The 12928-nt window shown below is 72.0% G+C and carries 13 protein-coding genes, 1 pseudogene and 1 riboswitch; of the genes and pseudogenes, 9 read left to right on the top strand and 5 right to left on the bottom strand.

Translation table 11 applies throughout. The features are described 5' to 3' along the window. Window positions 1-15: 15 nt before the first annotated feature. Entirely contained in the window at window positions 16-276 is a 261-nt protein-coding gene (locus tag GA0070619_RS13195; protein ID WP_088948331.1) for a hypothetical protein, read from the top strand. Window positions 277-416: 140 nt separating this feature from the next. Here the strand turns inward: GA0070619_RS13195 and GA0070619_RS13190 are convergent, their stop codons facing one another. Continuing rightward, a complete protein-coding gene (locus GA0070619_RS13190; protein ID WP_088948330.1) occupies window positions 417-1853 on the bottom strand; it encodes a glycine hydroxymethyltransferase in 1437 nt (478 codons plus the stop codon). A gap of 19 nt (window positions 1854-1872) precedes the next feature. Then, a riboswitch (ZMP/ZTP riboswitch) is annotated at window positions 1873-1962 on the bottom strand. Between the two features lie 146 nt (window positions 1963-2108). Here GA0070619_RS13190 and GA0070619_RS13185 point away from each other — a divergent pair. Beyond that, window positions 2109-2915, top strand: coding sequence for an SDR family NAD(P)-dependent oxidoreductase (locus GA0070619_RS13185; RefSeq protein ID WP_088948329.1), 807 nt, complete (start codon window positions 2109-2111; stop codon window positions 2913-2915). A 58-nt stretch (window positions 2916-2973) separates the two neighbouring features. On the opposite strand, the gene GA0070619_RS13180 is transcribed toward GA0070619_RS13185, so the two are convergent. The 3 genes from GA0070619_RS13180 to GA0070619_RS13170 form a co-directional block, all read right to left on the bottom strand. Then, window positions 2974-3474 carry a hemerythrin domain-containing protein gene (locus GA0070619_RS13180; protein ID WP_088948328.1) on the bottom strand — a complete coding sequence of 167 codons (501 nt, stop codon included), beginning with the start codon at window positions 3472-3474 and terminating at the stop codon, window positions 2974-2976. An 80-nt stretch (window positions 3475-3554) separates the two neighbouring features. Next, a complete protein-coding gene (locus GA0070619_RS13175) occupies window positions 3555-4424 on the bottom strand; it encodes an NAD(P)H-hydrate dehydratase (protein ID WP_088948327.1) in 870 nt (289 codons plus the stop codon). Then, entirely contained in the window at window positions 4408-5139 is a 732-nt protein-coding gene (locus GA0070619_RS13170) for a histidine phosphatase family protein (protein ID WP_088948326.1), read from the bottom strand. Before GA0070619_RS13170 ends, GA0070619_RS13175 begins: the two co-directional genes overlap by 17 nt. A gap of 58 nt (window positions 5140-5197) precedes the next feature. Here GA0070619_RS13170 and GA0070619_RS13165 point away from each other — a divergent pair, with 58 nt between their 5' ends. From GA0070619_RS13165 to GA0070619_RS32360, 3 genes and pseudogenes are all read left to right on the top strand, one after another. After that, window positions 5198-6220 carry a DNA polymerase domain-containing protein gene (locus tag GA0070619_RS13165; RefSeq protein WP_088951771.1) on the top strand — a complete coding sequence of 341 codons (1023 nt, stop codon included), beginning with the start codon at window positions 5198-5200 and terminating at the stop codon, window positions 6218-6220. Window positions 6221-6424: 204 nt separating this feature from the next. Continuing rightward, the gene (locus GA0070619_RS13160) at window positions 6425-6751 is read left to right on the top strand and encodes a hypothetical protein (protein WP_088948325.1); all 327 of its coding nucleotides are present in this window, start codon (window positions 6425-6427) and stop codon (window positions 6749-6751) included. 21 nt (window positions 6752-6772) lie between these two features. Beyond that, window positions 6773-6907: pseudogene (locus GA0070619_RS32360) on the top strand (ATP-dependent DNA ligase); the annotation flags it as partial. Window positions 6908-6911: 4 nt separating this feature from the next. Here the strand turns inward: GA0070619_RS32360 and GA0070619_RS13155 are convergent. After that, window positions 6912-7418, bottom strand: a complete 507-nt coding sequence (locus tag GA0070619_RS13155) for an Lrp/AsnC family transcriptional regulator (protein ID WP_088948324.1) — start codon at window positions 7416-7418, stop codon at window positions 6912-6914. 106 nt (window positions 7419-7524) lie between these two features. Here GA0070619_RS13155 and pdhA point away from each other — a divergent pair, with 106 nt between their 5' ends. The 4 genes from pdhA to GA0070619_RS13135 all read left to right on the top strand — a co-directional run bounded on the left by pdhA (window position 7525) and on the right by GA0070619_RS13135 (window position 12911). Next, a complete protein-coding gene (pdhA, locus tag GA0070619_RS13150; RefSeq protein WP_088948323.1) occupies window positions 7525-8691 on the top strand; it encodes a pyruvate dehydrogenase (acetyl-transferring) E1 component subunit alpha in 1167 nt (388 codons plus the stop codon). Further along, window positions 8688-9704 (top strand): alpha-ketoacid dehydrogenase subunit beta, encoded by a 1017-nt coding sequence (locus GA0070619_RS13145; RefSeq protein WP_172862199.1) that lies wholly within the window; start codon window positions 8688-8690, stop codon window positions 9702-9704. Before pdhA ends, GA0070619_RS13145 begins: the two co-directional genes overlap by 4 nt. Further along, window positions 9701-11065: a dihydrolipoamide acetyltransferase family protein gene (locus GA0070619_RS13140; RefSeq protein WP_088951770.1), complete on the top strand. Its 1365-nt coding sequence runs from the start codon at window positions 9701-9703 to the stop codon at window positions 11063-11065. Before GA0070619_RS13145 ends, GA0070619_RS13140 begins: the two co-directional genes overlap by 4 nt. A gap of 166 nt (window positions 11066-11231) precedes the next feature. Next, window positions 11232-12911: a right-handed parallel beta-helix repeat-containing protein gene (locus GA0070619_RS13135; protein WP_231927402.1), complete on the top strand. Its 1680-nt coding sequence runs from the start codon at window positions 11232-11234 to the stop codon at window positions 12909-12911. Window positions 12912-12928: the final 17 nt, after the last annotated feature.

Here is a 12928-nt window from a genome sequence, read left to right as displayed (position 1 = left end):
GGTTGGACGGTCATAATAGGCCGCATGGTTGCCTGGGAGTACGCCCTGCTCGTCCGCCGCTATCAGGGACAGGGCCGCAATTTCCATGTCTCGTTCGTCTGGTACGCGCCGGACGGGTCCCGTAAGGACATCACCGCCTTCGGTGACACCGCCATCGCGCACCTCAACCGCGCCGGCCGGGAGGGATGGGAGCTGGTCTCCGCCGCCGAGGACGTGAACAACGTCCAGGGAAGCACCGAGGTCCACCGCTACCACCTGAAGCGCCCCATGAACTAACCCCCTGCGACGCCCCCCGAGCCCCACCCGCGTCGTCGATCATGGAGTTGTGGTGGTGGACGAACGCCGTACATCCGCCCGTTTCGCGCACCACAACTCCATGATCGACGCGGCCGGCGCCGCGGTCGGGGCCGGTCAGGTCAGGTCAGGTCGATCGCCGGGTAGAGGGGGTGCGGGGCCAGCAGGTCGGTGGCCTGGCGGGCGACCTTGTCGGCCAGAGCGGGGTCGAGCGTGTACTTCGCCTTCGACGGGCTGCCGTCGGCGTTGGCGCCGGCGGTGGTCTGCGTCAGCACGGTGTGCATCAGCTCTGCGGTCTGGTCCATCTCGGCGGTGCCGAGCCCCCGGGTGGTCAGGGCGGGCGTGCCGACCCGGATGCCGGACGTGTACCAGGCCCCGTTCGGGTCCTGCGGGACCGAGTTGCGGTTGGTGACGATGCCCGAGTCCAGGAGAGCCTGCTCGGCCTGCCGGCCGGTGAGGCCGTAGCCGGACACGTCGATCAGCACCAGGTGGTTGTCGGTGCCGCCGGTGACCAGCTTCGCGCCCCGCCGCAGCAGCCCCTCGGCGAGCGCCTGCGCGTTGTCCACGATCCGCTGGGCGTAGTCGGCGAAGTCGGGCCGGCGTGCCTCCGCGAGGGCGACCGCCTTCGCGGCCATCACGTGCGGCAGCGGACCGCCGAGCACCATCGGGCAGCCCCGGTCCACCTGGTCGGCCAGCTCCGGCTGGCAGAGCACCATGCCGCCGCGCGGGCCGCGCAGCGACTTGTGGGTGGTGGTCGTGACGATGTGAGCGTGCGGCACCGGGTCGAAGTCGCCGGTGAAGACCTTGCCGGCGACCAGGCCGGCGAAGTGCGCCATGTCGACCATGAAGGTCGCGCCGACCGAGTCGGCGATCTCCCGCAGGATCCGGAAGTTCACCTTCCGCGGGTACGCCGAGTAGCCGCCGACCAGGATCAGCGGCTTGAACTCCCGGGCCGCCTCGGCCACCCGGTCGTAGTCGATCAGACCGGTCGCCGGGTCGGTGCCGTAGCTGCGCTGGTCGAACATCTTGCCGGAGATGTTCGGCCGGAACCCGTGGGTGAGGTGGCCGCCCGCGTCCAGCGACATGCCGAGCATCCGCTGGTTGCCCAGCTCACGGCGAAGCGTGAACCAGTCGGCCTCGGTGAGGTCGTTGACGTGGCGGACCTGCGCCTTCTTCAGGGCGGGGGACTCCACCCGGTCGGCCAGCACGGCCCAGAAAGCCACCAGGTTGGCGTCGATGCCCGAGTGCGGCTGCACGTACGCGTGCGCGGCGCCGAACAGCTCCCGGGCGTGCTCGGCGGCGAGCGCCTCGACCGTGTCGACGTTCTGGCAGCCGGCGTAGAAGCGGCGGCCGACGGTGCCCTCGGCGTACTTGTCGCTGAACCAGTTGCCCATGGCCAGCAGGGTCGCCGGGGAGGCGTAGTTCTCGCTGGCGATGAGCTTGAGCGACTCCCGCTGGTCGGTCAGCTCGGCGCCGATGGCGTCGGCCACCCGCGGCTCGACAGCCCGGATCACCTCAAGGGCACTACGGAATGCGGTGGACTCGGCGTTGCGCGACATGCGACCTCCAACAGACGTGCGGGAAGGCCCAGGCGCTCGGCAAACGTCCTCATGACGGGGCCGCTCCCCGATGGTTGTCCATCCCCACGCGCCAGTAACGGCCCGGTCCGATCCTACCGGGCCGGCCGGGGCCGTCCCGGGCGACCTCCGCACGCCGCGCGTCGGAAGGGTTGGGCGGCCGACGTCGGGGCACTCGGTAGGGAGCGGTCACCCCCGCCGGTACGACCGCCACCCGCACGAGAGGAGTCACCCATCATGACCACACCGTCCACCGACCGGCCGCTCGCCGTGGTGACCGGGGCGTCCAGCGGAATCGGGTACGAACTGGCGGCGCAGTTCGCCGAGCACGGTTTCGACCTCATCGTGGTCGCCGAAGACGACGGCATCTCCTCGGCGGCCGAGAAGCTGCGCCGCGACGGAGGCCCGGAGGTCCAGCCCGTCCGTGTCGACCTGGCCCGTGAGCAGGGCGTGGAGGAGTTGGCGTCCACGATCGCCGCCACCGGTCGCCCGGTCGACGCCCTGGCGCTCAACGCCGGCCGGGGCGCTGGCGGCGCCTTCGTCGGCGGCACCGACCTGCGCGACGAGCTGGAGATCGTCGACCTCAACGTCCGCTCGACTGTGCACCTGGCGAAGCGGTTGCTGCCCGGCATGGTCGAGCGGGGCACCGGCCGGGTGCTGTTCACCTCGTCGATCGCCTCGACCATGCCGGGGCCCTTCCAGGCGGTGTACAACGCCTCGAAGTCGTTCGTGCAGTCCTTCGCCGAGGCGCTGCGCAACGAGTTGAAGGACACCGGTGTCACGGTGACCTCGCTGATGCCCGGGCCGACCGACACCGAGTTCTTCGATCGGGCCGACATGGAGGACACCCGGGTCGGCTCGGGCTCCAAGGACGACCCGGCGAAGGTCGCCGCGCAGGGCTTCGAGGCGCTGATGAAGGGCGATCAGACGGTCACCGCGGGTTCGCTGATGAACAAGGTGCAGACCGCTGCCGGCAAGATCATTCCGGACAAGCTCAAGGCCGAACAGCACCGCCGGATGGCCGAGCCGGGTTCGGGCGACTGACCCGGTGCACGACGAAGGACCCGGCATCGTGCCGGGCCCTTCGGTGTGAGCAGGCGCCTCAGGCGGTCACCGCGTCGATCGCCTTCTTGATCGCCTTCGGGTCACTGGGCGTACGAGGGGCCTCCGCCCGCAGCGCGATCATCTTCTCGCCGATCTCCTGCAACTGCTTACGACCCAGTGCCTCGCGGACCTTGGGGAACCACTCTTCTTCCTCCTCCTCGACGTGGTGCGTCACGTTCTCGATCAGCACCGTCGTCTTGGCGTTGAAGTGCTCGTGGTCCGCGTCCATGGCGGCCAGCTCGGCGCAGAGCACGTCGGCCACGTGGTGCTCCTCGTACGACTCGAGGATGTCGTCCTCCAGGTCGGGCAGCAGCCGGCGGACCTCCGGGTACATCACCTCGTTCTCGAGGTAGGTGTGCACGGTCAGGGCCTCGATGATCTGCCCGACCAGCTTCTGCCGCTTGCTCGCAGGCCCCTCCTCGGCATCCTGGAAGGCCTTGAACAGGCGGCGCATCTCCTTGTGGTCCTCTTTGAGCAGGACGATGGCATCGGTCGACACCGGTATGACCTCCCTGAAAAGTCTCGGCTGGTGGGGTTCCGGTACCCCCACGCCGAACGCGGAAAACAGGTGAAACCGCCTCAGACCATCGCCAGGGTGCGGGGGATCTCGTCGAGCAACTCCCGGGCCAGAAAGCCGATCCGGCCGTACCGGGGGATCAGCCGCTGACCGCTCACCGCGTGCGCGAACGAGCCCCAGCAGGCGGCCTGAGCCGGGTCGGCTCCCCGGGACAGCAGCCCCGCCAGCAACCCGGCGAGCACGTCCCCGCTGCCGGAGGTGCCCAGCCCGGCGTCGCCGCTCTCCTCCCGCCAGCCCCGCCCGTCGGGGGCGGCCACGTGCCCGTACAACGAGACCACCGCCTCGTAGCGGACGGCCAGCTCGGCCGCCTCTGCGTCCAGGTCGTCGCCCGGATCCCGCCCGAGCAGGTGCCCGGCCTCGGTGACGTTGGGCGTGAGCACCACGGGCCGGCCCGAGCCGACCAGCAGATCCGGTGCGTGGCTGAGGGCACCGAGCGCGTACGCGTCGAGCACCAGTGACGTCTGCGGCCGGGCCGCGTCCAGGACCAGGCTCAGCAGGCGGTTGGTCTCGTCGATCGCCTTCAGCCCGGGGCCGAGGGCCACCACGTCGGCCTGTGCGACCAGCTCGCCGAGCTGGCCGTCCCGGTCGGCGGCGACAGCGCCGTCGGCGGTCTCCGGCAAGCCGACCACCAGCGCCTCGGGCACCTCGATGCTCAGCGTGGCGGCGGTGGACTCGGCGGCGGCGAGCTGGAGCACCCCGGCCCCGGCGCGCAACGCGGCCACCCCGGCGAGGAGCACCGCGCCCGGGGTGAAACGGGAGCCGCCGACGACCAGCACGGTGCCGCGGCTCTCCTTGCCCCCGGCCGGCACCGGCAGTGCCCAGTCCCGCAGCAGCCCCGGCGTGATCACCTTCACCTCAGACCGGCTCGGCATGGATCTCGTCCTCCCTGGTTGGCCGGGCGCCCTGCTGACGCAGGTGCTCGACACGGTTGAAGGCGGTGAGCGCCAGTCGGCCCTCGCCGTCGGCCGACCACTCGGTGATCGAACAGTTGGCGATCACCTCCTGGCGGGTGAGCACCATCAGCTCATCCTCGGTCAACCCCTCCACCAGATAACGAAGCAGGAAGACCAGCGCGTCGTGGCCGAAGAGCAGCACCCGGCTACCCTCGTGGTCACGGCGCAGGTCGCCCAGCAGCGTCCGCAGCCGCAACGCCACGTCCGTCCAGGACTCGCCGCCGGGCGGCCGGTAGTAGAACTTGCCCAACCGCTCCCGACGGTCGGCCTCGTCCGGGTGCCGCCGCCGCACCCCGTGCCCGGTCAGCCCGTCGAGGATGCCCAGCTCCCGGTCGCGCAGCCGCTCGTCGCGGTGAACGGGAATGTCGGTGCCGGCCAGCGCCAGCCGGGAGGTCTGCACGGCGCGCAGGTACGGCGACACCACCGCCACGTCCGGGCGCTTCGCGTCCGGCAGCTCGGCCAGCCAACGGCCGGTCGCCCGGGCCTGGTCCTCGCCGGTCGCGGAGAGCGGCACGTCGGCGTCGCGGTGGGTCAGATCGATCAGCTCCGCGCCCGACGCCTCGGCGTGCGTCGCCGCGACGTTCGCGGTGCTCTCGCCGTGTCGGACGATCCAGAGGGTTGCCAGTTCCGCCATGCGGCACCCCTACCCGGGCGCCACCGACGGTAACCGTGTCCGGTGATCCGCCATGCCGATGTCCGCTCGGTGGGCGTCCGGCGTGTGCGCAGGTCGTACCCTCGGTGGCGTGGCGACGGCGGCCGAGGAGATCCAGGTGGGGGAGCGGCTGGTCCGCGTCTCCAGCCCCGACAAGCCCTACTTCCCCGAGCGGGGGCTGACCAAGCTGGACGTGGTCCACTACTTCCTGGCGGTCGGTGACGGCATCCTGCGTGCCCTGCGTGACCGGCCGACGATGCTGGAGCGCTGGCCGCGTGGGGTTTTCGAGGGCGCGACGATCGCGACCCGACAGACCAACCGGGGCGACGCGTTCTACCAGAAACGACTGCCGGCGGGCGCGCCCGAGTGGGTACGCACCGCGCACATCACGTTTCCCAGTGGCCGTACCGCCGACGAGATCGCGCCCAGCGAGCTGGCCGTGGTGATCTGGGCGGCCAACCTGGGCACGTTGCGTTTCCACCCGTGGCCGGTCAGCGCCTCGGACGTGGAACGCCCCGACCAGCTGCGCATCGACCTCGACCCGATGCCCGGCGTCGGCTTCGAGCAGGTCGTACCGGTGGCCCGCGAGGTCAACGCGTTCCTCGCCGAGCTGGGGATGACCGGCTACCCGAAGACCACCGGTGGGCGGGGCCTGCACGTCTACCTGTCGATCGAGCCGCGGTGGAGCTTCGGTGAGTGTCGCCGGGCGGTGCTCGCCCTGGGTCGGGAGATGCAACGCCGGTTGCCGGAGCTGGTCACCACCACCTGGTGGCGCGACCAACGCGACCGGCCGGTCTTCATCGACTACAACCAGATGGCCCGCGACCACACGGTGACGTCGGCGTACTCGATCCGGCCGACACCGCAGGCCCTGGTGTCGGCGCCGCTGGAGTGGGCGGAGCTGGACGACGCCCGCCCGGAGGACTTCGACGTGCTCAGCATGCCGGCCCGCTTCGCCGAGCGTGGCGACCCGCACGCCGGCCTGGACGGCGACCGGCACTCGCTGGAGCCGTTGCTGGAGCTGGCTGACCGGGACGGGCTGGAGGCCCCGCCGGAACGCTGAGCTCCGGCCGTCACGACCAGGGGCTGGCGGCCCCGTCGAAGGCGCGCGGCGCGGCCACTCCGGCGGGCAACACTGCGCCGGGGTCAAGGGGGAGCCGCCCACCACCAGCGCGGTGCGCCAGCCACAGTTGTCGGCTTGGGGGCAGCGCCACGACGGTTCGATGCGGAACAATGTGTCCGGGGCGACTGGTGGGGATGTGTCGATGTGACGATCGTGCGAGGTCTGCGGGAAGCGCTTCTGTTGTTCGTGATCGCCGGGGTGCTGGTCGCGGTCGCGGCAGCGATCTGGGTGGCGGTCGCCGGCGGCGAGTACACCAACCGGCTGGGCATCGCGTTGATAGTGGTGGGCGGGCTCCTCGGTGTGACGGGTGACCTGACGATGAGTCGGATCGGCATGCTGGGCCCGCGCGCCATCTTCGGCGCCGCATCGGAGCGCGAGACGGCCGGCGGCGGGCGGGTGCTCACCGGGGTCGGCATCTTCCTCTTCGTCGGGCTGCCACTGATCGTGGTCGGCGCGCTGCTGATCGCCTGACCGAGCGGCAACCTCGCCGTCGACGTGCTCAGCATGCCGGCCCGCTTCGCCGAGCGTGGCGACCCGCACGCCGGCCTGGACGGCGACCGGCACTCGCTGGAGCCGTTGCTGGAGCTGGCCGACCGGGACGGGCTGGAGGCCCCACCGGAGCGCTGAGCGCTCAGGCCCAGGGGCTGCCGGCCCCGTCGAACTCCTCGAACACCAGCCAGGTGCGGGTGGACAACACCCCCGGGATGCTCTGCACCCGGCCCAGCACCACATCCCGCAGTGCGGCGTTGTCCGGCGCGCGGACCAGCGCGAGCACGTCGTGGTCGCCACCGAGCAGCGCGGCGTGCTCGATGTAGCGGACCCGGGCCAGCTCGGCTGACACCTCCCGCCAGGTGTTCTGCTCGATCGTCAACGCGACGTACGCCGAGGTGCCCAGCCCGGCCGCCTCGGGTGCCACCTGGGCCCGGAAGCCGGTGATCACCCCGTCGCGCAGCAGCCGCTCCACCCGCGCGTACGCGTTGGTGCGGGAAATGTGGATCCGCTCGGCGAGGGTGCGCACCGACGTCCGACCGTCCCGGACCAGCTCGTCAAGGATCCGCCGGTCCACCTCGTCCAGGGCTCGGGCCGATCGTCCCGATCCCGCCGCCCGGCCCGCGCCGTCTGCGGTCTCCTGGCTCACTGCCGGTCCCTCCCCATGCCAACCGTCCCGCCTTCTACGTGGATCTTGAGTCAATCATCCAACAGGCGGAAGCATAGGCTCACCACACGTCCCAGGAGGTTCCGCCGTGACGACCACTCCCCAGGCGGTCCGCAGGGCATCCCCGCGCACCCGTCGGGCGGCCACCCCGCCCGACCCGGCGCGCCCGCTGCTGCCGAACACCGAACCCGTCCGCCTGCTCGACCCGACCGGCACGCCGCTGCCGGCCCGCACCGACTATCCGGAGCCGCCCGTCGAGGTGCTGCGCGAGCTGTACCGCCGGATGGTGCTCGGCCGCCGCTTCGACACCCAGGCGACCGCCCTGACCAAGCAGGGCCGGCTGGCCGTCTACCCGTCCTCGCGGGGCCAGGAGGCGTGCCAGGTCGGCGCGGTTCTCGCGGTCCGCGACACCGACTGGGTCTTCCCCACCTACCGCGAGTCGATGGCGCTGGTTGCCCGGGGCATCGACCCGGTCGAGGTGCTCACCCTGCTGCGCGGCGACTGGCACTGCGGCTACGACCCGACCGAGGTACACACCGCGCCGCAGTGCACCCCACTCGCCACCCAGTGCGTGCACGCCGCCGGCCTCGCGCACGGCGAGGCGTACCAGGGGCGCGACACGGTGGCGCTGGCGTTCATCGGTGACGGCGCGACCAGCGAGGGTGACTTCCACGAGGGGATCAACTTCGCGGCCGTGTTCAAGGCGCCGGTGGTCTTCTTCGTGCAGAACAACCGGTACGCGATCAGCGTCCCGCTGTCCCGGCAGACCGCCGCGCCGTCGCTGGCCTACAAGGGCGTCGGCTACGGCGTACCCAGCGAGCAGGTCGACGGCAACGACCCGGTCGCCGTGCTCGCCGTCCTCACCCGCGCGGTCGCGCACGCCCGCGCCGGCAACGGGCCGTTCCTCGTCGAGGCGCACACCTACCGGATGGAGGCGCACACCAACGCCGACGACGCCAGCCGCTACCGCGACGGCGCCGAGGTCGACGCCTGGCGTGACCGGGACCCGGTCGCCCGCCTGGAGACCTACCTGCGTGCCCGTGGTGTGCTCGATGACGCGGCGGTCGCCGAGGTCGCCGAGCAGGCCGAGGCGTACGCGGCGGACCTGCGGACCCGGATGAACGAGCAGCCCACCGTGGACCCGATGAGCCTCTTCGACCACGTCTACGCCGAACCCACCCCGCAGCTGATCGAACAGCGCGAGCAGGTCCGCGCCGAGCTGGCCGCCGCTCGCGACGAGGAGGGTGACGCCTGATGGCCACCACCATGGCGAAGGCGCTCAACACCGCGCTCGCCGACGCCCTCGCCGCCGACGACCGGGTCGTCGTCTTCGGTGAGGACGTCGGTCAACTCGGTGGCGTCTTCCGGATCACCGACGGCCTCCAGGCCCGCTTCGGCGAGAAACGGTGCTTCGACACCCCGCTCGCCGAGGCCGGCATCGTCGGTTTCGCGGTGGGCCTGACCATGTCCGGGCTGCGGCCGGTCGTCGAGATGCAGTTCGACGCGTTCGCGTACCCGGCGTTCGAGCAGATCGCCTCGCACGTGGCGAAGCTGCGCAACCGCACCCGGGGCAAGCTCAGCGTGCCCATCGTCATCCGGGTGCCGTACGCCGGCGGCATCGGCGGGGTCGAGCACCACTGCGACTCGTCCGAGGCGTACTACGCGCACACCCCCGGGCTGAAGGTGGTCACCCCGGCCACCGTCGAGGACGCGTACTCGCTGCTGCGCGAGGCGATCGACGACCCCGACCCGGTGGTCTTCATGGAACCCAAGAAGCTCTACTTCGGCAGCGCCGAGGCGGCCCTGCCGACCCGGACCGAGCCGTTCGGGCGGGCCGTCGTGCGCCGGCCGGGACGCGACGCGACCCTGGTGGCGTACGGGCCGGCGGTGCCGGTCGCGCTGGAGGCCGCCGAGGCCGCCCGCGAGGAGGGCTGGGACCTGGAGGTCGTCGACGTCCGCACCATCGTGCCGTTCGACGACGAGACCATCGCCGCCTCGGTCCGGCGGACCGGCCGGTGCGTGGTGATCCAGGAGGCGCAGGGCTTCGCGGGTGTCGGCGCGGAGATCGCGGCCCGGGTGCAGGAGCGGTGCTTCCACGCGCTGCACGCCCCGGTGCTGCGGGTCGCCGGGCTGGACATCCCGTACCCGGCGCCGATGCTGGAGCACACCCACCTGCCCGGCGTGGACCGGGTGCTCGACGCGGTGGCCCGGTTGCAGTGGGACGACCAGCCGGACCCGCGCTGGGCGGCGCAGGGCAGCGCGGCATGACCACCGTCGAGCGCACGCAGGTCTTCCTCCTGCCCGACCTGGGCGAGGGGCTGAGCGAGGCCGAGATCGTCGAGTGGCGGGTCGCCGTGGGCGACATCGTCACCGTTGACCAGAGCGTGGTCGAGGTGGAGACCGCCAAGGCGGTCGTGGACGTGCCCTGCCCGTACGCCGGCCGGGTCGTCACCCTGCACGGCGCGGCCGGTGAGGTACGCCCCGTCGGCCAGCCGCTGATCACCATCGCGCCCCTGGACGGCGGCGACGAGCCGGCCGGGCACGCCACCTACCGCGAGGAGGAGCGTGCCGGCTCCGGCAACGTGCTGATCGGCTACGGCACCGGGCACGGCGGTGCCACCCGGCGCCGGCGTCGACCCCGCCTGTCGCTGGCTCCCGAACCGGCCACTGCCGGTCCCGCTCGCGGGTCCGACGTGGTTGGCGACACCGGTCCGACCGCGGGCGGTCATCCCGCCGCAGCTGCGGCGACTGCCCTGGTCATCTCACCGATCGTGCGGCGGCTGGCCCGCGAGCAGGGCCTCGACCTCGCCACTGTGCGGGGCACCGGACCGGGCGGGGTGATCCGCCGCGCCGACGTGGAGGCGGCGCTGGCCGTGCCCGCAGCCCGGCTCGCCGCCGTGCCCGACCCGCACGTCGCGCTCGCCCCGGCCGGGGACGGCGACGTCATCATCCCGCTCACCGGCGTACGCAAGGTCATCGCCGACAAGCTCTCCCGCAGCCGGCGGGAGATCCCCGAGGTGACCATCTGGGTCGACGTGGACGCCACCGGCCTGCTGGAGACCCGCGCGGCGATCAACGCGGCGACTCCCGACGCGCCGGTGAGCATCCTGGCCCTGCTGGCCCGGATCTGCCTCAGCGGACTACGCCGGTTCCCGCAGCTCAACGCCCGGGTCGACACCGAGGCGCAGCGGATCGTCCAGTCCGCCGGCGTGCATCTCGGTATTGCCGCGCAGACCGACCGGGGTCTGCTGGTGCCGGTGCTGCGCGACGCCCAGCGGCTCACCACCGCCGAGTTGGCCGCCGAACTGGCGGCGACCACCGCCGCCGCGCGAGCCGGCAGCCTGCCGCCGGCCCGGCTGACCGGAGGCACGTTCACGCTGAACAACTACGGGGTGTTCGGCGTCGACGGCTCCACGCCGATCATCAACCACCCCGAGGCCGCACTGCTCGGCGTCGGGCGGATCGTGGACAAGCCATGGGTGGTCGACGGGCAACTCGCCGTGCGCAAGGTGACCCAGCTCAGCCTCACCTTCGACCACCGGGTCTGCGACGGCGGGGTGGCCGGTGGCTTCCTGCGCCACGTCGCCGACTGCGTGGAGCGCCCGGCGTTGCTGATCGCCGCCGTCTGACGGCGTACACCTCCCGGCCCCGGCACCGCCCGCGCGGCGCCGGGGCCGGCCCATGTCCGGGGTTGCCCGGCGTGCGTCGTCGGGCCGGGGGTTTCCCGGCCGTGTCATCGGGAAGTCGGCCCCGCCGGAACGCACCGCACGCGTCGAAGGGAGCCAGCCTGTGGCCGTGGCGAACGAGCTGCTACTGAACTCGGTCCGGGTACGACGACCCGCCTCGGCGGGCGCGCCCCTCTACTGCGATGCGCTGGAATACGGGCTGACCGGTGACGGCGCGACCAATGACCAGCCGGCGCTGGCCGCCCTCGTGGAACGTCTCGGCGCCGGTTACGCCTCGGACGGGCGGGCCCGCGTCATCTACTGCCCGCCGGGCATCTACTCGATCCGGGACGCGGGGACGGTGTGGCGCAGCGGTGTCTCCTTGATCGGGGCCGGCCCGGCGGCGACCCGGTTCATGCTCAGCAACGAGGGCAACCGGGCCGATCCGACGCCGCTGGCCTTCTGGACCACAGTGCAGCACGGCGCCGACCGGGACCGGCACATCGCCGACTGCACCTTCTCCGACTTCCAGATCGACGGCTCCGGGGTCGCGATGGCCGAGTACAGCTACCTGGCCAAGGGCCTCGGTATCCAGTACATGGTGCGGGGCGTGTTCCGCAACCTCTACATCCACCACACCGCCGCCACCGGGTTGGGCTGCGACTTCCTCCAGGACTCCCTGATCGACGGCGTGGTGGTGGTCGGCTGTGGTCGCCTCGACAACGGCGAGCAGATCGGCGGCGCCGGCATCGGGATCGGCATCGGCGGGTGGGGCCCGGTGGAGCGGCTGACCATCGCCAACTGCACCGCCCTGGCCAACGGCACCAACGGGATCTTCCTGGAGCTGCAGAAGGACTACTGGGAGCCGCCACGCGGCTACCGCATCATCGGCTGCCACAGTCAGGGCAACCGGTTCGGCATCTCCGACTGGGGCGCCGACGGTCTGATCGTCTCGGCCTGCACGATGACCGGCAACCTGGAGACCGGCTTCGACGTGTCGTCGCAGGGCACCTCGTCGGTGGCCGGCCGGGGCGGGCTGCTCACCGACTGCGTCATCGACGGCAACCTGCGCGACGGGGTCAGCATCGGCAACACCCCCGGCCCGTACACCGTCCGGGGCAACCGGATCAGCGGCAACGGCCAGCACGGCTATCACACGCGCAACCTCAGGCGCGGCTACCAGGGCGCGATCCGGGACGTGGTGATCGAGAGCAACGAGATCTGGGGCAACGGGTTGGACGCGGTCCGGGTCGACCACCAGATGACCGACGCGGTGGTGCTCAACAACCGGATCCGCAACAACGGGCGACAGTACGCCGAAGGCACCGGCGGGACGGGTGATGCCGTGCGCTACGGCGAGCGGTCCGTTGTGGACCGGTCGGCCAACTGGCCGCACGACGGGCACCGGGGCAAGATGCTGCGGGTCGGACGGTCCGTCGCCATGGTCGCCGGCAACACCGGCGACGAACTCACCCTCGCCCCGGTCCGCCCGGACGCGTTCAGCGCGTGGAGCGGGGACATCCCGCCACCGGGATGTGGATACGAACTGGCTGCCGCGCCGAAGCGGCGGGCCGGCATCACCATCGACGCGCCGTTCGACTCGGCGACCATCCGCGGCAACCGGATCTGGGACAACCACGACCACCAGACCCAGACGCACGGGCTGTGGATCACCGATCGGGGCAGTTGCGTGGGCAGCCGGGTCGAGGACAACGACCTCGCCGGCAACGCCGACGAGGGGATGCAGCTCGACACCCCGCCGGTGGGCGGACGCTGGCGGGACAACCACGTCGACAGCGACTGGACCTGAGCGACCACCCGGCGGTC

The sequence above is a fragment of the Micromonospora zamorensis genome (assembly GCF_900090275.1).
In the GTDB taxonomy this organism is placed as follows: Bacteria; Actinomycetota; Actinomycetes; order Mycobacteriales; family Micromonosporaceae; genus Micromonospora; species Micromonospora zamorensis.
Note: the sequence above shows the minus strand (reverse complement) of the source record. Positions and strands in the feature narration are given on the sequence as shown.